The following is a 21,846-nucleotide window of genomic DNA, read 5'->3' as shown; positions in this document are numbered from 1 at the left end:
CCCCAACCGCCGTGCAAAGGATTCGCACCATGGCCATCGACACCGCCCTGTACACCGCCACCGCCACCGCCACCGGGGGCCGCGCCGGCACCGCCGAATCGAACGACGGCCGCCTGAAGACCACGCTGTCCACGCCCAAGGCCCTGGGCGGCGACGACGGCGCCGGCACCAACCCCGAGCAGCTGTTCGCTGCCGGCTACTCGGCCTGCTTCATCGGCGCCATGAAGGCCGTGGCCGGCCGCCAGGGCAAGCGCCTGCCGGCCGAAGTCAGCATCACCAGCGATGTCGGCATCGGCCCGATGACCGGCAAGGCCGGCGCCTTCGGCATCAGCGTGGCCATGCGCATCTCGGTGCCGGGCATGGACCGCGCCGAGCTCGAGACCCTGGTGGCCACGGCGCACGAGGTCTGCCCGTACAGCAACGCCACGCGCGGCAACGTGGATGTGACGCTGACGGTGGTCTGACCGATCCCACGACCCCTGGTCTGAAGGGGTCCGCGGCGCCTGTCACAGCACGGACATGCGCCGCCGCGAGGCTCTCCGGTTTCCAAAGGTTTCCGGAGATGTCCACGATGTTTCGCCCCCGTCTGACGACCCTGGCCCTGGCCACCGCCGCGGCCGCCTTGTTCAGCCAGGCCGCCTCGGCCCAGACCGTTTCCAGCGTCAGCTTCGTCAATGGCCTGGCCATCTCGGGCAGCACGCCCGACCTGAGCGGTGGCAGCACCTTCGACAGCCGCGTCGGCTTCTTCTCCGACCTCTACTACGACCGCGCCCGCAACGAATGGTGGGGCCTGTCGGATCGTGGCCCCGGCGGCGGCACCCTGCCGTATGAGACGCGCATCCAGCGCTTCACGCTGGACGTCAACGCCACCACTGGCGCCATCAGCAACTTCCAGGTCGTGCAGACGATCAAGTTCAGCAACGCCGCCGGCGTGGCGCTGAACGGCCTGGCGCCCAACCCCAGCAGCGTGCTGGGCACCTCGTTCGACCCCGAGGGCATGGTCGTCAACCCGAAGAACGGCAACCTGCTGGTCTCGGACGAGTACGGCCCGTCGGTCTACGAATTCAACCGCAGCGGCCAACTGGTCAAGACCTACACCGTGCCGGCCAACCTGGTGCCCCAGGTCAATGGCACGGTGAACTACAACACCACGCCGCCCACCACCGGCCGCGAAGGCAACCGTGGCCTCGAGGGCCTGGCCATCAGCCCGGACGGCAAGTACGCCTACGCGGTGCTGCAGAACGGCCTGGCCGACGATGGACTGACAGCCACCGGCACGCGCAGCGTCTACAGCCGCATCGTCAAGTACGACACCGACAGCGGCACGGCCGTAGCGCAGTACGCCTACAAGCTCGACAGCAGCGGCCAGGGCCGCGGCATCTCGGCCATCGTGGCGCTGGGCAATGACAAGTTCATGGTGCTGGAACGCAACAACCGCGGCGTGGGCGTGGGCGCCACCGTGGCCAGCCCCGACAAGAACGTGTTCATGATCGACCTGGCCGGCGCCACCGACGTCAGCGGCATCGCGCTGCCCGCCTCCGGCGCGCTGCCGGACGGCTTCAGCGCCGTGACCAAGGGCGCCAAGGTGATCGACCTGGACGCCAACACGCTGGCCGCGCTGGGCAACAAGTCGCCCGAGAAGTGGGAAGGCCTGGCCGTGGGCCCGCAGTTGGCCGACGGCCGCTACCTGATCCTGGCCGGCACCGACAACGACTACAGCGTCACGCAGAACGGCAGCAACGTGCAGTTCGACGTGTGGTTCGACTTCAGCAAGGCAGACCCCTACGCCAGCTCGATCCAGTGCCCGGTGGGCAGCACCACCGGTTGCGTGCTGACCAGCAACAGCAGCACCGCCGCCACGCTGACCAGCGCCTACAGCCTGCTGCCCGGCGTGCTGCACGCCTACACCGCCGAGGTCAACGGCTACACCGCGCCGGTGCCCGAACCCGGCACCTGGGCGCTGATGGCCGGTGGCCTGGCCGCCGTGGGCGCGCTGGCCCGCCGCCGCCGCCAGCACGCCTGAGGGTGAAGGCGCCAGGGCGCCGGTGCTCAGCCCATCAGGCTGAGCATCAGCGCCACGCGCGCCTGCCAGGGCGAGAGGGCCGCGGCGGCGCCGGCGGCCTCGGCCACGGCCCCGATCAGCACGCCGTCGGCGCAGCGCGTGCTGCGCCACACCACCACGCCGGCCGCCTGCGCCTGGGCCAGTGCCGCCTCCAGCTCGCGGTGCACCGTGCCGTTGCCGGTGGCGGCCACCACCAGGCCACGCACGCCGGCCGCCACCAGCGCCCGCACGCCGTCACCGCGCGCGCCGGCGTGGCTGGCAACGATCTCCACCCAGGGCCAGGCCTGCGGATCGGCCGGCAGCGCGGCGGCGCCGCGCCCTGCCGCCACCGGCCAGGGCCGGAACGGGCGCAGCCGCCCTTCCTCCACCACCGCGATCGGCCCGCCATCACCGGCGGTGAAGGCATCGGGCCGGTAGGTGTGCGCCTTGCGCAGGCCCAAGGCGCCGAACACCTGGCCGGCCAGCACCGCCAGCACGCCCTGCACCCCTGGCGTGGCGGCCACGGTCACGGCGTCCAGCAGGTTCTGCGGGCCGTCGGCGGCCAGCGCGGTGGCCGGGCGCATCGCCGCGGTCAGCACCACCGGCTTGGGCGTCGCCAGCACGCTGTGCAGCCACCAGGCGGTTTCCTCCAGCGTGTCGGTGCCGTGGGTGATCACCACGCCGGCCACCTCGGGCCGCGCCAGCACCAGTTGCACGCGCTGTGCCAGCGCCAGCCAGGTGGCATGGTCCATGTCCTTGCTGTCCAGCTGCGCCAGCTGCTCGGCCTCGATGGCCGGCGCGCCGGGCGCGGCCAGGGCCGGCACGGCCGCCAGCAGGTCCTGCACGCTGCGCTGGGCGGCGGTGTAGCCCACGTTGTCGCCGGCCCGGGCCGAGGTGCCGGCGATGGTGCCGCCGGTGCCCAGGATCACCACCGTGGCGCGCGCGCCGCGCCCGGCATCGGAAATTGCGTCGGAAAGGCTTGGCATCAGGCCCTCATCTGGATGAAAATACAGTCACTGGATGGAAACTCAGGAGCGTGCATGACCGGTCTGCCCTTCTTGCCCGACGGCCCCAAGCTCACCCCGCGCCAGCAGCAGATTCTCGATCTGGTGCAAAGCACGATCGAACGTACCGGCTCGCCGCCCACGCGGGCCGAGATCGCGGCCGAGCTCGGCTTCAAGTCGGCCAACGCGGCGGAAGAGCATCTGCAGGCCCTGGCCCGCAAGGGCGTCATCGAGCTGGTCAGCGGCACCTCGCGCGGCATCCGCCTGCGCTCTGAAACGCTGCGTGCGGTCAACGAGTCACGCGGCCGCCAATTCTCGCTGCCCCTGCCCAGCCTGGCCCAGCTCACGCTGCCGCTGGTGGGCCGCGTGGCCGCCGGCAGCCCGATCCTGGCGCAGGAGCACATCGACCAGAGCTACGTGGTCGAGGCCTCGATGTTCCCGCGCAAGCCCGACTACCTGCTGCGCGTGCGCGGCATGAGCATGCGCGACGCCGGCATCCTCGACGGCGACCTGCTGGCCGTGCAGAAGGCCAGCGACGCCAAGAACGGCCAGATCGTCGTGGCCCGGCTGGGCGACGACGTCACCGTGAAGCGCCTGCACCGCACGCGCAACGGCATCGAGCTGCTGCCCGAGAACCCCGACTACCCGGTGATCCAGGTGACGGACGCCGACAGCTTCGCGCTGGAGGGCGTGGCGGTGGGCCTGATCCGCAACACCATGCTGATGTGATGATCAAGTCGCCCAAGGCCCGCAGCGCTGCCGAGTGCCGGGCGCTCGAGCAGTTGCCCAACATCGGCCCCAGCATGGCGGCCGATCTGCGCGCCCTGGGCATCCGGTACCCCCAAGACCTGGCGCAGCGCGACGCGTTCTCGCTGTACCAGTCGCTGTGCACGCTCAGCGGCAAGCGCCAGGACCCCTGCGTGCTCGACACCTTCATGGCCGCCACCGACTTCATGCGCGGCGCGGCCCCCGCCCCCTGGTGGGCCTACACCGCCGAGCGCAAGCGGCTGTACGGGAGTCTGTGATGCCAGAAGCCACCGGCACCTTCGAGGTGCAGATGACGCCGCAAGGCCAGGCCGATACCGCCGACGGCAACGCCCTGGGCGAGATGCGACTGGACAAGCGCTTCAGCGGCGACCTGTCCGGAACCGGCGCGGGCCGCATGCTCACGGCCTTGACCACCACCCAGGGCTCGGCCGGCTATGTGGCCATCGAACGCTTCACCGGCAGCTTGCACGGGCTCAGCGGCAGCTTCGTGTTCCAGCACAGCGGCAGCATGGACCGCACGACGCGTCAGCTGTCCATCACCGTGGTGCCCGATTCCGGCACCGGTGAACTGTCCGGGCTGCGCGGGCAGTTCATGATCGAGATCGAAGGCGGCGTGCACCGCTACCGCTTCGAGTACACGCTGCCCTGACCCCCGGCCAGCCCGCTGGCGGCTGCTTTGGCCGCGGTTTCGCCGGCTACTTCGCCGGCGTCACCACCAGCGTCTGCCAGCCCTCGCCGCCGGCCGGCGGAAACAGCGGCACATAGCCCACGCCGCGCCACACCTCGGCCAGGCTGCGGTACTGCGGCGACCACGGGATGCCGCTCTGGCCCGTGCTGTGCACGATGCGTGAGCGGCCGCGGTCGGCCAGGTCGTACAGGCCGCGCAGGCTGGGGCCGTGCTCGTCCAGGTAGTACTCGCCGGTGGTGGCGTCGGGCTTCAGGCTCACGCGGCTGACGTTCACCGTGTAGGTGTCACCCCCCACCGGCTGGCGGATCTCGAACCAGCGCGCCAGCGCCTTCACCCGCGAGAACGGCCGGTGCTCGCTGCGGGCCTGGTGGGCACGGCCCCATTGCCAGGCGGCCACATCGGCGCCCTGCAGCGCCTGCAGTTCGTCCAGCGCCGCGGTGAAGGCGGCGTTCACCTGCTCGGCGCAGGTTTCCACCGCCGGCGTGGCCTTGTCGTCGCACCACCAGCCGTCGTCGCGCGCCAGCACGCCTTCCAGCGCGTCGAAGTAGCCGCGCTGGCCCAGCATGCGCTCGTAGATCGCCGCGCCCACCTCGTCGGCCAGCACGCGCTGCGACAACTGGCGGTTCCAGGCCCAGAAGATCAGCGGCGCAGCCTGGTCGGCGGCCATGGTGCCGTCGAAGCCCTGCAGGGCCTTCATCGCCGCGGCGGCCAGCGGGTGGCTGGACCGGGCCTGCAGCAGCCGCGGCAGCAGGCGCGCCACGGCCAGCGACTTCACGTCGCCATGCATCACCGCCAGGTCATCCAGGCTGTGCTTGGGGCGGGCGTCGATCATCTGCTCGATGCGCTGGTGGCGGAACGGCAGCGCCCACTGGTGGCTGATGAAGTGCGGGTAGCCCGGCGGCGTGATCTTCTGGTTGGCGTTGGCCACATAGCCCTTGGCGGGGTCGCGCACCTGCGGCAGCTCGGCCACCGGTAGGAAGCCGGCCCAGTCGTAGCGCGCATCCCAGCCCGGCGCCGGGGCCAGGCCCTGCAGGTCGTTGTCGGGCTTGCGCAGCGGCACGCGGCCGGGCGACACCAGGCCGATGTGGCCGTCGCGGTCGGCCACGGCCATGTTCTGCATCGGTGCCACCCAGGTCGAGGCGGCCTGCACGAAGGCCTCCACCGAATCGGCGGCCATCATCATCAGCGAGGCGGCCATGATGTCCTGGTCGGTATCGAGCCCGGTCCAGCGCAATGCCAGCACGTAGCCGGGCTTGGCTTTGGGGCCCAGCGCCTCGTCGGCCACGCCGGCCACCGCCACGTCCGAGATCACCGGGCCGTGGCGTGTGCTGCGCACGGTGATCGTCACCGGGGCCTGGCCGCGAACGGCAATCTGCTCCTGCCGGGTCTCGAAGCGGGCCCAGCCCTCGGGCGTCTGGTACTGCGCGGGATCGCTGGCATGCAGGCGTTCGAGGTAGGTGTCCTGCACGTCGGGGCCGGTGTTGGTCATGCCCCAGGCAATGCGCGCGTTCTGGCCCATCACGATGGACGCCAGGCCGGGCATCGACGCGCCGGCCACGTCCAGCCCCGGCGCCACGAGGCGCGCGAAGTACCACAGCGCCGGCGCCGAGAGCTTCAGGTGCGGGTCGTTGGCCAGCAGCGGCGCGCCGGTGGTGCTGCGGCTGCCGGCCAGCACCCAGCTGTTGCTGCCCAGGCCGTCGATCTCGGCCTCGGGCGCCAGCGCCAGCAGGCGCTGCAGGTGGGCATCGCCCAGGCCCGGCAGACCCGGCGCGCCGGCCTGGCGGGCATCGAGCTTCAGGCCGCGGTAGAAGGCCACGTAGTCCTGCGTGGCCGGCACCGAGTCGCCGGCATAGGGCGGCATCAGTTCGTCGATGCGCGGCTTGGGCAGCAGCATGGCCAGGCGCAGGCGCAGCACCTCGGCCTGCCAGTTGGCGCCCAGGTCCAGCGCCATCATGATCGCCCACGACAGGCTGTCCTCGGGCGTCCAGGGCTCGGGCTGGATGCCCAGCAGCATGAACTCGGGCGGCCGCGCCTTCAGCTGGGCGATCACCGCGTTGACGCCGGCCGCATAGGCGGTCAGTGCTTCGCGGGCGGCCGGGCTCGCCTTGGCCCACTGCGCCGCGGCGGCGCGGCGCACGCCCAGCGTGCGGATGAACTTGTCGGTGTCCAGCGCCCCGTCGCCGAAGGCCTCGGCCAGGCGGCCGGCGCCGATGCGGCGGTGGGTCTCCATCTGCCACAGCCGGTCCTGCGCATGCACCACGCCCAGGCCGTACATCGCGTCGCTGACGCTGGCCGCGCGGATGGTGGGGATGCCGTGGCGGTCGCGCTCGATGCGCACCTCGGCGCGCAGACCGGGCAGGCTCAGCGTGCCCTCGGTCTGCGGCAGCACGCGGCGGCTGTAGATCCAGCCGGCAACGGCCGCACCGATCAGCAGCCACAACAGCAGGGTGACGATGCGGCGGAGCCAGCGTCGGGTCATCGGGGGTGTCCTCACAAGGTCTTGCTCGGGACGGGCCGTGGCGGCCGCGCCGGTACCGCAGCGTATCAGCGCCCGCGCCCGGCACCGAACTGGGCGCGCTTCGCCGCCCTGTTCACCCCACTGGCGACAGGCCTGCCCCCGAACAATCCCCCCAAGCCCGCTGCGCCGGTCGTTGGTGCCGGGGCCCTTCAGACCCGAGCGTCTGTTGCCGATGTACCCCCCATGACTGTCCACAAGCGCCCGATGACCGACTGGATGCTCCGCCTGGTGAACCGCCGCGTGCCGCCGAGTTCCAGCCTGATGAACTCCCGCATCGAGGTGTGCCCGCCGGAGCTGTGGCCCTCGTCGCTGGGCTGGCGCGCCAAGGTGCGCCGCTGGCTGGACAGCCGCCCGGGCTGGACGCACAGCAGCACGCTGCCGCCGGTCGACCAGCTGACGCTGGCGCGCGACGAATTCATCGCCTGCCTGGCCGACCTGTCCGGGCCCGATCCCTGGGACCTGGGCGACCGCATCGCCCGGGCCCGCTCGCTGCGCGAGCTGTGGCACCTGCGCTCGCGGGTCTACGGCGTGGTGGCCGTGGCGCTGAACCAGGCCGAGGCCGAGCGCCGCATCGAGCGGCTGAACCGGCACTTTCCGGTGCGCGCCCAGCGCACTGCCCCCAACCCGATGGTGGTGAACGGATGATCCCGATGCTGCAGACCGTGCCGGCGTTGTCGTCCCGCCCCGAGGCCATCGGGGCCCCGGATTCGCAGGCGCCCTGGGCGCCCGGCGCGGCCTGGCTGCCCGAGGCCGGCCTGCCGCAGGACCGCCACGCCCGCATCGCGGCGCGGCGCTGCTTCGTCGACATCAAGCAGCGCTTCATGGCCGCCACCGCGCTGGTGGATGGGCCGCGCGGCGACTGGCTGCGCTACCAGGTGCGCCAGACGCAGGAGCCGCTGGACCTGTGGCTGCTGCGCGGCGCGGTGTTCAGCGCGCTGGCCGGCGAGGGCCGCACCACCGAGCGCGCGCAAAGCGAACTGCAGGGCGCGCTCGACAGCGTGTTTCCCAACGCCGGCGAACTTCTCCCCTATGGAGTTCGATAGGTTCAGCCCATCGCCAGATAGTCACCCTTGCCCAGCGCCACGCCGGCATGGCGCAGCAGCGCGTAGGCGGTGGTGACGTGGAAGTAGAAGTTCGGCAGCGCCCAGTGGCGCAGGTACACCTCGCCGGTGAAGCGCAGCGGATCGCGGTGGCGCATCGGCAGCACGATCTCGCGCGACTCGCTGCCGTCGATGGCGGCCGCCGGCACCGAGCCGATGTAGTCCAGCGTCTTCTGGATGCGGCCACGCAACTGCGCGAAGGTGGTCTCGTCGTCGTCGAACTTCGGCGGCTCCTCGCCGGCCAGGCGCGCCACACAACCCTTGGCCGTGTCGCCGGCAATGCGGATCTGTGACACGAAGGGCAGCATGTCGGGCGCCAGGCGCAGCTGCAGGTAGTTGTCGGGGCTGAAGCCGCGGGCCTGGGCATGGGCCTCGGCCTTGTCCAGCCAGGCCAGCATGGCGCCAAGCTGCTTCTGGAACAGCGGCACGCTGGCCGAATGCATGCTGATGGAAGGCATCGTGTTTGTCTCCGTGTGAGATGTCGTTAATGAAACAGCGGACATGCTAGCCACTGCCACCAGACCTTGCCGAAGCGGGCACAATACTTAGCAATGGATGTGCATGCAGCGGATGCACATCGGCTTCTAAGTGGTTGATGTGCAAAGAGATGCCCCGGTGAATATCATCATTCTGGACGACTACCAGGACGCCGTGCGCAAGCTGCGCTGCGCGCCGCTGCTGGAGCCCTTCAACGCCAAGGTCTTCACCAACACCGTCAAGGGCATCGGTCAGCTGTCGGTGCGCCTGCGCGACGCCGAGGTGCTGGTGCTGATCCGCGAGCGCACCGCGTTCCCGAAGGCCCTGCTCGAGAAGCTGCCCAAGCTGCGCCTGATCGCCCAGACCGGCAAGGTGGGCAGCCACATCGACATCGACACCTGCACCCGCCTGGGCATCGCGGTGGCCGAGGGCGTGGGCTCGCCGGTGGCGCCGGCCGAACTCACCTGGGCGCTGATCATGGCGGCCATGCGCCGCCTGCCGCAGTACGTGGGCAACCTCAAGCACGGCGCCTGGCAGCAAAGCGGGCTGAAGTCGGCGTCGATGCCGCCCAACTTCGGCATCGGCATGGTGCTGCGCGGCAAGACGCTGGGCATCTGGGGCTACGGCAAGATCGGCACGCTGCTGGCCGGCTATGGCCGCGCCTTCGGCATGCAGGTGGTGGTGTGGGGCAGCGAGGGCTCGCGCGCACGCGCCGTGGCCGACGGCTACCAGGCCGCGGAGAGTTGCGAGAGCTTCTTCGAGACCTGCGACGTGCTGAGCGTGCACCTGCGCCTGCGCGACGAGACGCGCGGCATCGTGCGCCTGGAGCACCTGGCGCGCATGAAGCCCACCGCGCTGTTCGTGAACACCTCGCGCGCCGAGCTGGTGGAGGAGAACGCGCTGGTCTCGGCGCTCAACAAGGGCCGGCCCGGCCTGGCCGCGGTGGACGTGTTCGAGAGCGAGCCCATCCTGCAGGGCCATCCGCTGCTGCGCCTGGAGAACGCCATTTGCACGCCGCACATCGGCTACGTGGAGCAGGACAGCTACGAGCTCTACTTCGGCGCCGCGTTCCAGAACATCGTCAATTTCATCCGCAACGAGCCGACCAACATCGTCAATCCCGAGGCGCTGAAGGTGATCCGTTGAGCGATCCGGCCGGCGCCCGGCCCGTCGATCCCGCCTGGGCGCTGGCCAAGGCCCGCTGGGCCCTGCTGTTCGGCAACTTCGCCATCGGCTGCGGCGTGATGGCCACGGCCGGCACGCTCAATGACCTGGCGCGTGACCTGCAGATCAGCATCCCGGTGGCGGGCCAGCTGATCAGCGTGGCCGCGGTGGCGCTGGCCCTCGGCGCGCCGCTGGCCGCCGCGGTGGTGGCCGGCTTCGACCGCCGGCGCCTGCTGGCCTGGTCGCTGGTGATCTATGCGCTGGGCCATGTGCTGTGCGCGCTGATGCCCAGCTTCGCCACGCTGCTGCCGGTGCGCGCGCTGGCCGTGCTGGCGGCGGCCGTGTTCTCGCCGCAGGCGGCCGCGGCCATCGCCGTGATGGCGCCGCCCGAGCAGCGCGGCCGTGCCATCACCTTCGTGTTCCTGGGCTGGAGCGTGGCCTCGGTGCTGGGCATGCCGCTGGCGGCCTGGATCGGCGAGGTCTTGGGTTGGCGTGCGGCCTTCGGCGGCGTGGCGCTGATGGCCGGCATCGCCACCGTGGGCGTGTGGCGCGCGGTGCCCGATGGCGTACGGCCGGCGGCCATGTCGCGCGCCGGCTGGGCGCAGGTGGCCACCAGCCCGGCGCTGCTGGCCACGGTGGCGGTCACGCTGCTGTCGGCCTCGGGCCAGTTCACGCTGTTCGCGTACCTGGCGCCCTATTACCGCCAGGTGCTGGGCGCCTCGCCCGCGGCGGTCAGCGGGCTGTTCTTCTGGTTCGGCGCGCTGGGCGTGCTGGGCAATGTGTGGGTGTCGCGGCACATCGACCGCCTGGGCGCCTCGCGCCTGGTGGCCATGATGCTGGGCGCCATGACGCTGTCGCTGCTGCTGTGGCCGCTGGGCGCCAGCGTGCCGCTGATGATGGCGGTGTGCGCGCCCTGGGCGCTGGGCTGCTTTTCCAGCAACTCGGCGCAGCAGGCACGGCTGTCGATCGCCGCCCCGGCGCTGGCACCGGCCCTGGTGGCGCTGAACAGCTCGGCGCTGTACGCCGGCCAGGCCGTGGGCGCGGCCACCGGTGGCGCGATGCTGGCCGGCACCGGCGGCTTCGGTCAGCTGCACTGGGCCGGCCTAGGCTGGATGCTGGCGGCGCTGGCCACCAGCCTGTGGGCGGCCACGGCACTGCGGCGGCGCAGCGGAGTGGCCGGTGGCTGAACACCCTGAGCACAGCGCACCGGCACGGCCGGGCTCGTGCACCGAGCTGTTCGTGGCCTTCACGCGGCTGGCGCTGCAGGGCTTTGGCGGCGTGCTGCCGGTGGCCCACCGCGAGCTGGTGGAGCGCACGCGCTGGCTCACGCCGGCCGAGTTTGCCGAGCTGCTCAGCGCCGGCCAAGTGCTGCCCGGCCCCAACATCGTCAACGTGGCGCTGATCGCCGGCGACCGCTGGTTCGGCTGGCGCGGCGCGCTCAGCGCCGCCGGCGGCCTGCTGCTGATCCCGGCGCTGATCGTGCTGGCCGCCGGCGCGCTGCACCGGCACTGGCAGCACCTGCCGTGGGTGGCCGGCGCACTGCGCGGCATGGGCGCGGTCGCCGCCGGCCTGGTGGTCGCCACGGGGCTGAAGCTGGCCCGCACGCTGAAGACCCATCCGCTGGGCCGGTGGCCGGCGCTGGGCCTGGCCGGGCTGACGCTGGCCCTGGTGGGCCTGTGGCGCTGGCCGCTGGCCGGCGTGGTGCTGGGCCTGGGCGGCGCGTCGATGGCGCTGGTGGCCGCGGTGCTGCGGCGTCGCGAGGCCGGCCGGTGACCGCGCTGCAGTCGCTCGGCACCCCCGAGCTGCTGGCGCTGTGCGGGCACTTCATGGTGCTGTCGCTGCTGTCGGTGGGCGGGGCCATCACCACCGCGCCCGACATGCAGCGCTGGCTGGTGGCCGAGCGCGGCTGGCTCACCGACACCCAGTTCACCGACGCCGTGGCCATCGCCCAGGCGGCACCGGGGCCCAACCTGCTGTTCGTGGTGCTGGTGGGCTGGAGCACGGCCGGCCCGGCCGGCGTGCTGGCGGCGATGAGCGGGCTGTTGCTGCCGTCGTCGCTGCTGGCGCTGGCCGCCGGCCGCTACGGCCGCCGCAATGCCCAGGCCCTGTGGGTGCGCGCCTTCACGGCCGGGCTGGCGCCACTCACCGTGGGCCTGCTGCTGTCCACCGGCTGGATCCTCACGGCGCCGGTGCGCAGCAACCTCGGCGCCGGCCTGCTGGTCGTCGCCACCGCCGCGCTGAGCCTGCGCACGCGCATCGGGCCCTTGTGGCTGATCGGCGCCGGCGCGCTGGCCGGCGTCTTCGGCCTGGTCTGACGCCGGTCCGTATCGTCCACTTCTGCGGAGAGCCCCATGCTCGAAGGCATCCACGACTGGCCGCTGTTCATCGCCGCCGGCCTGCTGCTGAACATCACCCCGGGCGCCGACATGGCGCTGATCGCCACGCGCGCCGCCAGCGGCGGCTTTCGCGCCGGGGCAGCGGCCGCGCTGGGCGTGGGCGCCGGCTGCGGCGTGCACATCGCGGCCGCGGCGCTGGGCGTGTCGGCGCTGCTGGCCGGATCGGCCACTGCCTTCACGCTGCTGCGCTGGGTGGGCGCGGCCTACCTGGTGTGGCTGGGCGTGGCCATGCTGCGCGCGCGGGCCCCCGAAGCCGGCACGGCCGCATCCACGCGGACCGCGCCCGACACCACGCCGTGGCGCCGGGTGTTCGCCCAGGGCTTCCTGACCAATGCGCTGAACCCCAAGGTGGCGCTGTTCTTCCTGGCCTTCGTGCCGCAGTTCATCGCCGCCGATGCGCCGCACAAGGCGCTGGCCTTCGTGGCACTGGGCGCGGTGTTCGTGGTCGATGCCACGCTGGTCAACCTGGGCCTGGCCTGGGGGGTGGCCACGCTGCGCCAGCGCCTGGGCCACGGGGCCGGCACGGCCCGACTGGGCCGCTGGGTTCACCGCGGCGTCGGCGCGCTGTTCGTGGCGCTGGGCCTGAAGCTGGCACTGGGCGAGCCCGGCCGCTGAACGCGCGGCCCCTCGCGGGGCCATCGGCCCGCGCGCGGCGCGTCAGGGCGCGGTGCGTCAGGGCACGTCAGGGCGCGATCACGCCGCAGACCACGCGCGCCCCACCACCGCCCAGCGGCGCCGGGTGGTCGGCATGGTTGTCGCCGCCGGCATGCACCATCAGCGACCGGTTGGCGATGTCGGCCATCTTCAGGCGCGGTGCCAGCACCGGCTGGCGGGCGCTGCCATCGGCGGCCACGAACAGCGGCGGCAGATCGCCCAGGTGGCCGTCACCCCAGGGCTCGCCATGGCGCTTGGTGTCGGCCGGGTCGAGGTGGCCGCCCGCGGCCAGGCCGGCCACCGGGTTGCCGTTCTGCACGCCCGGCCCGCAGGCCGGGTTCTGGTGCACGTGGAAGCCATGCAGCCCCGGCGTCAGGCCGGTCAGGGCCGGGTAGAAGGCCAGGCCGTAGGGCGTGCTGACCACCCGCACCGTGCCGGCCGGCGTCTGGCTGCCGTCGGCGGCCACGGTCTGCATGGTGATGGTGCGTTCGGCCGGATCGGCGGCATGGGCGCCAGCCGCCAGCAGGACGGCGGCCACGGGCAATGCAAGAACGGGAAAGAGACGCATGGGAGTCCTTGGCGGTGTGGATCGGTGGGCTGTGGGTGGACCGGGGGTGGCCCATCGCAGCAGCCGCGAAGGGCGCCACGGCTGGCCCCCAGCCCACGTGCCGACCCACTGTAGCGCCTGCAGGTGACCCCGGTGGCCGCAGGCCCGTCGCCCTCAGGCGAACAGCCCGTGCAGGAACCAGTCCCCGTCCAAGACGGTGCCTGGCGTGTCCTGCGGGTTCTGCGGGACCGTGGCGTCGCGGCGGCGGAACACCCACAGCAGCGCGCCGGCACCGTCGCGGGCGATGAAGTAGTCGCGCAGCGCCAGGCCGGCGTCCCACCAGCCGGTTTCCAGCCGCTCGGGGCCGGCCAGCAGCTGCAGCGGCTGGCCGTGGTGCAGGGGCACGCGGTCGCGCTGGGCCAGCGGCCGGGGCTCGGGCAGCAGCCACAGCGGTTGCGGCGGCAGCGCGATGCGCGCCGCAGCAGCTTCGGCCGGCAGGCCGTCGCCGGGCGCGTCGGCCCGGTGCAGGCGTGCGGCATCGGCCGGCAGCCAGGCGGTGCCGCACTCGGGCCGGCGGTCGGCCCGGGCCACCGGGCGCAGCACCTGGGTGCGGCCCAGCCGGGCCTGCAGGCGCTCGACCAGGCGGGCCAGGCCCTCGCGCCGGCTGCCGGGGCTGGCGAACAGCTCGCCGTCGGGCGCGCCGCCGCTCAGCACCTGATCGCAGTGCAGGCTGAGCTCCAGCGCCGGTGCGGGCAGCGGCAGGCGGCCCAGGCGCTCGGCCAGCAGCACGGCCAGGTGCGCGGCATCGGCCGAGGGCTGGGCGGGGGCGATCTCGAGCTCGCTGCGCTCGGGGGTGGCGCTGTCGTGGCGGCGGTGGCGCGGCTCGTGGTGCATCACCAGCGTGAAGCGCGCAGCGCGCACCTGGCGCGCCTTCAGCCAGGCCACCAGCCGCGCCAGCAGCACACCGGCGCCGTGCAGCACCTGCTCGCTGGTGTCGGCGCGGTGGCACAGCTCGAGCCGGCTGGCGAACTGCGCCGGCAGTGCCAGCCAGCGGTGGGCCTCGGGCCCCTGGCCGCGGGCCTGGTCCAGATCGCGCAGCAGCGCCGGGCCGAAGCGCCGCGCCAGGCCGTCGCGCGGCAGGCCGGCCAGATCGCCCACGCGCCGCAGGCCCATCGCGCGCAGGGCCTCGGCCTCCACCGCATCGGGCACCAGCAGCGGCAGCGGCAGCGCGTCGAGCAGGGCCCGCAAGGCCTCGGCCCGGGTGCTGTGCGGGCCCTGGGCCAGGTCGTCACGCCAGGCCGCCAGCAAAGCCGCGCCCAGCGCGGTGGGCGCGGTGGCCAGGCGCACCTGGTGGCCCAGCGGCGCCAGCTGCGCCCGCAGCCGCGCCAGCAGCGCCGGCAAGCCACCGTGGTAGCGCAGGCAGGAACGCACCTCCAGCCGCACGCCCACCAGGGCTGCGCAGGCCGCCGGCTGTGGTGGCGCCAGCGCGGCCTCGTCGGCGCCGGGCTGCCAGCCGGCCGGCGTGGCCCAGGTGACGGCCGGGCTGAAGGCCAGCGCCACATGGGCCACGGCGCGCAGGGCCTCGGCGTCGCGCCGCGCATCGGCCTGGCCCAGTTGCAGATCGGGGGCCAGCGCCAGCGCGGTGGCCCGGCTCATGCCCGGCTGCACGCCCAGCGCCTGGGCCGCGGCATCGACCAGCGCGATGCGCTGCGGCGCCGGCGGCGGGCTCAGCAGTGCATGGGCCCTTGGCGCGGGTGTGGCAGGCGTGGCGGGCGTGGCGGATGCGGCAGGTGTGTCGGGGACGGCGGATGCGGTGGCCTGCGCGGCCTGCCACGACTCAAGCGACAGGGCCGGCAGGTGCAGGGCCACCCACAGCAGCGCGGGCTCCAGGCCGGACGGCGTGGCGGACGGCGTGTCGGATGGCATGGCGGGCGGCATGGCAGGTTCCATGACGGACGCAGACGTGGCGGCGGTGCGGTTGACGCAATGGCAGGGCCCGGGCGGCGCGGCGCGCGGCCGTCAGCGCCACAGGGCTCGACCCGGGGCACGGACGCCGCGCCCGGCCCTGCGCCCATGCCCCGGCCCGGCGCCGTCCACCGCCCCGGCACGCGCCTCCTGCTGCGCGGTGAGCTGGGCCGCCTGCTGCGCCCCCTGCAGGGCCTGCTGCGCCAGCGCCCGCGCCTGCTGGTGCGGCGTCAGCACCGAAGGCAGCACCAGACGCAGTGGCTCGGCCAGCGGTGGTCCGCGGCGCTTGAGCAGGCGCAGCGTCAGCCCGTCCACGCCGGCGGGCTGCAGCAGCAGGCGCAGCGGCGCGGCACTGGGCCGGTGCAGGGCCTGGGCCTCGCGGAACAGGAACACCGGCCCGTCATGCGCCTGGGCGGCCAGTTGCAGCCGGCGCAGCGCATCGGCGCGCAGGCCGGCCGGCAGCCAGGCCAGCACCGCGCCCACCTGGCCGCTGCGCAGGGCCTGCTCCAGCGCCCACAGCAGATCGGCACTGGGCAACAGCGGCGACAGGCCGCTGGGTGTGCGCGGCGTGCGCGCGGCCCGCGCCCCCTGCAGCCCCGTCTGCCCCGGGCCCGCCCCGGCGCGCTGGCCGGCACGCGCCTGCACCACCAGCCAGTGCTGGTGGCTCAGGCCCTGCTGCGCCAGCGCCCAGGCCGACAGCGCCGCCGGCGGCTCGAACAGCATCACGCAGCGCGGCCCCTCGGCCCAGGCCGGTGCGTCCGCGCCGCCCACCCCGCCGCCGATGGCCGCCAGCGCCGGCGCCAGCAGCCGCAGCTCGCCGATGCCCGGCTGGGCCAGCAACAGCTCGGTCAGCTCGCCATGCGGCCAGCCCTGGCCCGGCAGCTGCGCATCCAGCGCCTCGAAGCCGCTGGCCGTGGCCCGCTGGCGCCCGCTGCCAAGCTGACTGGCGCGCCACAGCGCCGGGTGCAGCGCCCCGGGATCAGCCGGCCCCTGCGCAGCCTGCGCACCCTGCGGGCACGACGGCGCCGGCCGGTCCGCCAGGGCCGCGGCCAGCGGGTCGGGCAGATCGAGCGGACACGGCGCGACCGGTGCAACCGGTGCGTCCGGCGCCTCGGCCGGATCCACCGGCGCGAGCGACTCGAAAAGTGGCAGGGTCAGGTTCACATGGATACTGTATGTTCATACAGTCTTCGTGGCAAGCCAGACCGGGCACGCGGGGGCCGGATAATCGCGGGTCCGGCCCCTGCCGGCCGGTCATTGCTCCATGTCGTCGTCCACGCCGTCCACCCTGCCCTCCCTCAGCCTGCTGCAGCGCTTCGCCCGCATCGCCCCGTATTTCCGCGAGGGCCGGCTGGGCATCCTGGTGGCCATCGTCGGCTCGCTGATCGGCGCGGCCACCGAGCCGATGATTCCGGAGCTGATGAAGCCGCTGCTCGACCAGGGCTTCACCGGCCGCCAGCTGCCGCTGTGGGCCATTCCGGCGGCCATCATCGGCATCTTCGCGGTGCGCGGCGTGGCCGGCTTCGTGGCCCAGTACGCGCTGTCATGGGCGGCGCACCGCGGCGTGCAGGCGCTGCGCGAGGCGCTGTTCCTGCGCATCCTGAACGCCCGGCCGGGCATGTTCACGCAGCAGTCGGCCTCCAGCCTGACCAACACCCTGGTCTACGAGGTGCAGGGCGGCGCGCAGCAGCTGGTGAACTCGGTGCTCACGCTGCTGAAGGATTCGCTCACGCTGGCCGCGCTGCTGGGCTACCTGCTGTGGCTGAACTGGAAGCTCACGCTGTTCGTCGGCGTGCTGTTCCCGGCCGTGGCCTGGGTGATGCGCAGCGTCGGCCGCCGCCTGCACCGCCTGGCCCGCGAGGGCCAGGACGCCACCGATGCACTGGGCTACGTGGTGGAAGAGAACGTGCTGGCCTGGCGCATCGTGCGCCTGCACGGCGCCGAGCCCACGCAGGCCCGCCGCTTCGACACCCATGCGCTGACGCTGCGCCGCGTGATGCTGAAGATCGTGGCCGCCAGCGGCGCGATGACCCCGATCACGCAGATGATCACCGCGATGGCGCTGTCGGCCGTGATCTGCGTGGCGCTGTGGCAGAGCAACGCCTCGGGCACCACGGTGGGCGGCTTCGTGGCCTTCATCACCGCCATGCTGATGCTGGTGGCGCCGGTCAAGCACCTGTCGGACGTCATGGCGCCCATCACCCGCGGCCTGGCCTCGGTGGAGCGCGGCCTGGAACTGCTGGACACCGCCCCGGCCGAGACCGGCGGCAACCACCGCGTGCACCGCGCCGAGGGCGAGATCGGCCTGCGCGAGGTGACGCTGAGCTACCGCGACGACCAGCACCCGGCGCTGGACAACATGTCGCTGCAGATCGGCGCCGGCGAAACCGTGGCCCTGGTGGGCCCCTCGGGCGCCGGCAAGAGCACGCTGGCCAACCTGCTGCCGCGCTTCGTCGAGCCCAGCAGCGGCACGGTGCGCCTGGACGGCGTGCCGCTGGCCGAGTGGGAGATCACCTGCCTGCGCCGGCAGTTCGCGCTGGTCAGCCAGGACGTGGTGCTGTTCAACGACACCGTCGCCGCCAACGTGGCGCTGGGCGACCCGCACCCCGACCCCGAGCGCGTGGAAGCCGCGCTGAAGGGCGCGTGGCTGTGGGACTTCGTGCAGGGCCTGCCGCAGGGCCAGCACACCGTCATCGGCCACAACGGCGGCCAGTTCTCGGGTGGCCAGCGCCAGCGCCTGGCCATCGCCCGCGCGCTGTACAAGGACGCGCCGATCCTGATCCTCGACGAGGCCACCTCGGCACTCGACACCGAGAGCGAGCGCGCCGTGCAGGCCGGCCTGGAGACGCTGATGCGCGGGCGCACCACGCTGATCATCGCCCACCGCCTGTCCACCATCGAGCACGCCGACCGCATCGTGGTGATGGAGGCCGGCCGCGTCGTCGAGCAGGGCCCGCACGCCACGCTGCTGGCCGCCGGCGGCCTGTACGCGCGGCTGCATGCGATGCAGTTCAGGAGCTGAGCGCAGCGCCTGACGACAGCTGCCTGCGGCACGTCGTGCGTGGGCCTGACACCGTCATGCATCGGCGTTAGGCTTGGGCGCACCCTGACCCCGTTGCCCACCCCGAGATGCCGCCGCGCCGTACCCCCTCAAACCGCCTGTCGATCGGCTGGCCGACCGCCCTGCTGCTGACGCTGTTGCTGCTGCTCGGCGGCTGCGCCGCGCTGCCGCCGCGCGGTGAGGCCGTGGTCTCGCAGGCGCTGCCCACCGAGGCCGCCGCCGCCACCCCGCTGGGCGGCATCGCCACCCTCAGCCGGCCAGCCGATGCCGCCGGCGCATCGGGCTTTCGCCTGCTGCCCACCGGCGAATACGCGCTCGAGGCGCGCCTGGCGCTGGCCGCCCGCGCCACGCGCACGCTGGACCTGCAGATCTACCACCTGCACCGCGACCGCGCGGGCCGCGCCGTGCTGCGGGCGTTGGCTGAAGCCGCCGCACGCGGCGTGCGCGTGCGCCTGCTGGCCGATGACTTCTACGCCGCCGAGGTGGAGGACCTGCTGGCCGGCCTGGCCGCGCACGACGGCGTGGAGGTGCGCCTGTTCAACCCGATGTCGCTGCGCTGGGGCGCGCCGGTGTGGCGGCTGGCGCTGTCGCGCGGCGACTTCGAGCTGAACAACCACCGCATGCACAACAAGCTGTTCGTGGCCGATGGCGCGATGGCGCTGTTCGGTGGCCGCAACGTGGCCGACGAGTACTACATGGGCAGCGACGAGGCCAACTTCATCGACATGGACGTGCTGGGCGCCGGTGCAGTGGTGGGCGAGCTGTCGGCCGTGTTCGACCGCTACTGGAACAGCGCCCAGGCTTGGCCGCTGCAGCGCGTGCGGCCGGTGGCCCACGGCGCCGAGGACCGGGCGCAGGCCCGCCGCAGCTTCGATGCCGCCGTGCGCGATGCGCCGCTGCCGCGCGCGCCCTATGCGCGCGACCCGCTGGGCCATGGCCCGGTGGGCGCGCAACTGGCCGCCGGCCGGCTGGAGGGCCTGGCCTGGGCCGAGGCCCGCGTGCATGCCGATCCGCCCGAGAAGGCCGCGCAGGCCACGCCGGGGCGCGACCCCAGCGAGGCCATGGCCGGGCTGATGCGCGCCATGGCCACCACGCGGCGCTACGTGGCCATCGTCTCGCCCTACTTCGTGCCCAACGAGGCCGCGCTGGCCAACATGCGCGAGGCGCGCCGCCACGGCATCCACCTGATCGTGGTGACCAACTCGCTGGCCTCCACCGACGAGCCGCTGGTGCACGCCAGCTACGCGCTGCGCCGGCCCGAACTGCTGAAGATGGGCGTGGAGCTGTACGAGATCAGCCCGGCGCTGATCAGTCGCTCGGAGCACTTCGGCGTCTTCGGCCGCTCGGTGCCGCGCCTGCATGCCAAGGTGGCCATCGTCGACGGCCTGCGCGTGCTGGTGGGCTCGGTGAACCTGGATGCACGCTCGGCCATCGGCAACACCGAGATGGGCGTGGTGATCGACAGCCCGCAACTGGCCACCGAACTGCAGCGCCTGATGCAGGCGCCCGGCGCCCACGCCACCGACGGCACCAGCGCCCGTCCCCCGGCCGTGGCCATGTACCGCGTGAGCCTGGCCGAGGACGGCCAGACCCTGCGCTGGCAGGCGCGCGATGCCGACGGCCAGGGCATCACCACCACCGACGAGCCCGGCAGCAGCGCCTGGCTGCGCTTCAAGCTGTGGCTGCAGTCGCTGGTGGTGCCCGAACGCCTGCTGTAGCGCAGCGGCTGTAGCCGCCGCGACCGGCCGCTGCACCGCGGCCGGCTATCCTCGGGCGACCCATCGAACGAGGAGACCCGCATGAGCGCCGAACGCTACCCCGCCCCCGCCCTGGCCGACGTGCCCGACGACATCCGCGAACGCATCCTGGCGGTGCAGGAGAAGGCCGGCTTCGTGCCCAACGTGTTCCTGGCGCTGGCCCGCCGCCCGGCCGAGTGGCGCGCGTTCTTCGCGTACCACGACGCGCTGATGCTGAAAGAGACCGGCAGCCTCACCAAGGGCGAGCGCGAGATGATCGTCACCGCCACCAGCGGCGCCAACCACTGCCTGTACTGCGTGGTGGCGCATGGCGCCATCCTGCGCATCTACGAGAAAAAGCCCCTGGTGGCCGACCAGGTGGCCATCAACCACCGCAAGGCCGACATCCCGCCGCGCCAGCGCGCCATGCTCGACTTTGCGATGAAGGTGTGCCTGCAGTCGCACGAGGTGGGCGAGGCCGACTTCCAGGCCCTGTACCCGCACGGCTTCGACGACGAGGACATCTGGGACATCACCGCCATCACCGCGTTCTTCGGCCTGTCGAACCGCATGGCCAACGTGACCGGCATGCGCCCGAACGATGAGTTCTACCTGATGGGCCGCCTGCCCAAGAAGAAGGATTGAGCGCATGGCCCGCATGCACAACCCCGCCGGCCTGAGCCCCATCGTCGCCGGCGCCTGGCGCCTGGCCGAATGGGGCTGGACGCCGCAGCAGCGCCTGGCCTGGATCGAGGCCAACCTCGACATCGGCGTGTCCAGCTTCGACCATGCCGACATCTACGGCGGCTACGCGGTGGAAAGCCTGTTCGGCGAGGCGCTGGCGCTGCAGCCGGCGCTGCGCCAGCGCATCCAGCTGGTGAGCAAGTGCGGCATCAAGCTCGTGAGCCCGGCGCGGCCCGGCCATGCCGTCAAGCACTACGACACCTCGGCCGCGCATGTGCGCACCTCGGTGGAACAGTCGCTGCGCAACCTGCGCACCGATCACCTGGATCTGCTGCTGATCCACCGCCCCGACTGCCTGCTCGACCCCGACGAACTGGCCGACACCTTCGAGGCCCTGCGCCGCGAGGGCAAGGTGCGCTACTTCGGCGTCTCCAACTTCACGCCCAGCCAGCTGGCGCCGCTGCACCGGCGCATCGCCCTGGCCACCACGCAGATCGAATGCTCGCCGCTGCACCTGGACCCGCTGCACGACGGCACGCTGGACCAGTGCGTGGACCTGGGCCTGCGCCCGATGATCTGGTCACCCCTGGCCGGCGGCCGCGTGTTCACCGGCCAGGACGAGCGCGCGCAGCGCGTGCGCGGCACGGTGCAGGCCATGGCACATGAACTGGGCATCGCGCCAATCACGCTGATCAGCGCCTGGCTGCGCCGCCACCCCAGCCAACCGCTGCCCATCCTGGGCTCACGCCGCATCGACGTGGCCCGCGAGGCCATGGCCGCGCTGAACGTCACGCTGGATGCGCAGCAGTGGTACCGACTGTGGGAGGCGGCGGCGGGGCGGGAGGTGCCTTGAGCATGCTTGCGCCTGCATGATTTCCGCCAGACAGGCGGCAGGCCTCGCTCAATGCGTGAGCTCATCTGGTCTAGGGCTACGCTGATTAAGGTCCGCGTACCGGGTTGATCTGGTGGCAATGCTGGCGCTAGGTTGGGATGATGCTCGGATGAAGCAGGTCACCCTGGCAGCGGCCGCCGATCAAGGCGCG

22 protein-coding genes are annotated in these 21,846 nt (G+C 72.9%); 16 read left to right on the top strand and 6 right to left on the bottom strand.

Annotation, left to right across the window (positions count from 1 at the left end; all coding sequences use genetic code 11):
• Nucleotides 1-29 precede the first annotated feature (29 nt).
• Nucleotides 30-464 carry an organic hydroperoxide resistance protein gene (locus AACH10_RS17590; RefSeq protein WP_341411786.1) on the top strand — a complete coding sequence of 145 codons (435 nt, stop codon included), beginning with the start codon at nt 30-32 and terminating at the stop codon, nt 462-464.
• A 107-nt stretch (nt 465-571) separates the two neighbouring features.
• The gene (locus tag AACH10_RS17585; protein WP_341411785.1) at nt 572-2,023 is read left to right on the top strand and encodes an esterase-like activity of phytase family protein; all 1,452 of its coding nucleotides are present in this window, start codon (nt 572-574) and stop codon (nt 2,021-2,023) included.
• A 26-nt stretch (nt 2,024-2,049) separates the two neighbouring features.
• Here the strand turns inward: AACH10_RS17585 and AACH10_RS17580 are convergent, their stop codons facing one another.
• Nucleotides 2,050-3,027 (bottom strand): asparaginase, encoded by a 978-nt coding sequence (locus AACH10_RS17580; protein ID WP_341411784.1) that lies wholly within the window; start codon nt 3,025-3,027, stop codon nt 2,050-2,052.
• Between the two features lie 72 nt (nt 3,028-3,099).
• Between AACH10_RS17580 and lexA the strand changes: the two genes are divergently transcribed.
• Genes lexA through AACH10_RS17565 form a run of 3 tightly spaced genes read left to right on the top strand, consistent with a single transcriptional unit; the run spans nt 3,100 to nt 4,462 of the window.
• Nucleotides 3,100-3,774, top strand: a complete 675-nt coding sequence (gene lexA / locus AACH10_RS17575; protein ID WP_341412310.1) for a transcriptional repressor LexA — start codon at nt 3,100-3,102, stop codon at nt 3,772-3,774.
• Nucleotides 3,774-4,070 carry a helix-hairpin-helix domain-containing protein gene (locus AACH10_RS17570; protein ID WP_341411783.1) on the top strand — a complete coding sequence of 99 codons (297 nt, stop codon included), beginning with the start codon at nt 3,774-3,776 and terminating at the stop codon, nt 4,068-4,070. The genes lexA and AACH10_RS17570 overlap by 1 nt, the downstream gene beginning before the upstream one ends.
• Nucleotides 4,070-4,462 carry a DUF3224 domain-containing protein gene (locus tag AACH10_RS17565; protein WP_341411782.1) on the top strand — a complete coding sequence of 131 codons (393 nt, stop codon included), beginning with the start codon at nt 4,070-4,072 and terminating at the stop codon, nt 4,460-4,462. Before AACH10_RS17570 ends, AACH10_RS17565 begins: the two co-directional genes overlap by 1 nt.
• Nucleotides 4,463-4,508: 46 nt before the next feature.
• On the opposite strand, the gene AACH10_RS17560 is transcribed toward AACH10_RS17565, so the two are convergent.
• Nucleotides 4,509-6,980: a penicillin acylase family protein gene (locus AACH10_RS17560; RefSeq protein WP_341411781.1), complete on the bottom strand. Its 2,472-nt coding sequence runs from the start codon at nt 6,978-6,980 to the stop codon at nt 4,509-4,511.
• Nucleotides 6,981-7,202: 222 nt separating this feature from the next.
• Between AACH10_RS17560 and AACH10_RS17555 the strand changes: the two genes are divergently transcribed.
• Complete coding sequence (locus AACH10_RS17555) at nt 7,203-7,664, top strand: hypothetical protein (protein ID WP_341411780.1); 462 nt, start codon at nt 7,203-7,205, stop codon at nt 7,662-7,664.
• A complete protein-coding gene (locus AACH10_RS17550; RefSeq protein ID WP_341411779.1) occupies nt 7,661-8,062 on the top strand; it encodes a hypothetical protein in 402 nt (133 codons plus the stop codon). The genes AACH10_RS17555 and AACH10_RS17550 overlap by 4 nt, the downstream gene beginning before the upstream one ends.
• Nucleotides 8,063-8,064: 2 nt before the next feature.
• Here the strand turns inward: AACH10_RS17550 and AACH10_RS17545 are convergent, their stop codons facing one another.
• Entirely contained in the window at nt 8,065-8,577 is a 513-nt protein-coding gene (locus tag AACH10_RS17545; protein ID WP_341411778.1) for a DUF1993 domain-containing protein, read from the bottom strand.
• Between the two features lie 157 nt (nt 8,578-8,734).
• Between AACH10_RS17545 and AACH10_RS17540 the strand changes: the two genes are divergently transcribed.
• Genes AACH10_RS17540 through AACH10_RS17520 form a run of 5 tightly spaced genes read left to right on the top strand, consistent with a single transcriptional unit; the run spans nt 8,735 to nt 12,771 of the window.
• Nucleotides 8,735-9,742: a D-2-hydroxyacid dehydrogenase family protein gene (locus AACH10_RS17540; protein ID WP_341411777.1), complete on the top strand. Its 1,008-nt coding sequence runs from the start codon at nt 8,735-8,737 to the stop codon at nt 9,740-9,742.
• Nucleotides 9,739-10,947: an MFS transporter gene (locus AACH10_RS17535; protein WP_341411776.1), complete on the top strand. Its 1,209-nt coding sequence runs from the start codon at nt 9,739-9,741 to the stop codon at nt 10,945-10,947. The genes AACH10_RS17540 and AACH10_RS17535 overlap by 4 nt, the downstream gene beginning before the upstream one ends.
• A complete protein-coding gene (locus tag AACH10_RS17530) occupies nt 10,940-11,533 on the top strand; it encodes a chromate transporter (RefSeq protein ID WP_341411775.1) in 594 nt (197 codons plus the stop codon). The genes AACH10_RS17535 and AACH10_RS17530 overlap by 8 nt, the downstream gene beginning before the upstream one ends.
• Nucleotides 11,530-12,075: a chromate transporter gene (locus AACH10_RS17525; RefSeq protein ID WP_341411774.1), complete on the top strand. Its 546-nt coding sequence runs from the start codon at nt 11,530-11,532 to the stop codon at nt 12,073-12,075. Before AACH10_RS17530 ends, AACH10_RS17525 begins: the two co-directional genes overlap by 4 nt.
• 36 nt (nt 12,076-12,111) lie before the next feature.
• Complete coding sequence (locus AACH10_RS17520; RefSeq protein ID WP_341411773.1) at nt 12,112-12,771, top strand: LysE family translocator; 660 nt, start codon at nt 12,112-12,114, stop codon at nt 12,769-12,771.
• A 67-nt stretch (nt 12,772-12,838) separates the two neighbouring features.
• Here the strand turns inward: AACH10_RS17520 and sodC are convergent, their stop codons facing one another.
• The 3 genes from sodC to AACH10_RS17505 form a co-directional block, all read right to left on the bottom strand.
• Nucleotides 12,839-13,378, bottom strand: a complete 540-nt coding sequence (sodC, locus tag AACH10_RS17515) for a superoxide dismutase [Cu-Zn] SodC (RefSeq protein WP_423228622.1) — start codon at nt 13,376-13,378, stop codon at nt 12,839-12,841.
• 153 nt (nt 13,379-13,531) lie between these two features.
• Nucleotides 13,532-15,295 carry a Y-family DNA polymerase gene (locus tag AACH10_RS17510; protein WP_341411771.1) on the bottom strand — a complete coding sequence of 588 codons (1,764 nt, stop codon included), beginning with the start codon at nt 15,293-15,295 and terminating at the stop codon, nt 13,532-13,534.
• Nucleotides 15,296-15,376: 81 nt separating this feature from the next.
• The gene (locus AACH10_RS17505) at nt 15,377-16,486 is read right to left on the bottom strand and encodes a hypothetical protein (protein WP_341411770.1); all 1,110 of its coding nucleotides are present in this window, start codon (nt 16,484-16,486) and stop codon (nt 15,377-15,379) included.
• A gap of 100 nt (nt 16,487-16,586) precedes the next feature.
• On the opposite strand from AACH10_RS17505, the gene msbA reads away from it, so the two are divergent.
• From msbA to AACH10_RS17485, 4 genes are all read left to right on the top strand, one after another.
• Entirely contained in the window at nt 16,587-18,344 is a 1,758-nt protein-coding gene (gene msbA / locus AACH10_RS17500; RefSeq protein WP_341411769.1) for a lipid A export permease/ATP-binding protein MsbA, read from the top strand.
• A 107-nt stretch (nt 18,345-18,451) separates the two neighbouring features.
• Nucleotides 18,452-20,101 carry a phospholipase D family protein gene (locus tag AACH10_RS17495; protein ID WP_341411768.1) on the top strand — a complete coding sequence of 550 codons (1,650 nt, stop codon included), beginning with the start codon at nt 18,452-18,454 and terminating at the stop codon, nt 20,099-20,101.
• An 81-nt stretch (nt 20,102-20,182) separates the two neighbouring features.
• Nucleotides 20,183-20,764, top strand: coding sequence for a peroxidase-related enzyme (locus tag AACH10_RS17490; protein ID WP_341411767.1), 582 nt, complete (start codon nt 20,183-20,185; stop codon nt 20,762-20,764).
• 4 nt (nt 20,765-20,768) lie between these two features.
• On the top strand, nt 20,769-21,656 hold the full coding sequence (locus AACH10_RS17485; protein ID WP_341411766.1) for an aldo/keto reductase: 888 nt from the start codon (nt 20,769-20,771) through the stop codon (nt 21,654-21,656).
• Nucleotides 21,657-21,846: the final 190 nt, after the last annotated feature.

It is taken from the genome of Pseudaquabacterium inlustre (assembly GCF_038066595.1).
Taxonomy (GTDB): domain Bacteria; phylum Pseudomonadota; class Gammaproteobacteria; order Burkholderiales; family Burkholderiaceae_C; genus Pseudaquabacterium; species Pseudaquabacterium inlustre.
Note: the sequence above shows the minus strand (reverse complement) of the source record. Positions and strands in the feature narration are given on the sequence as shown.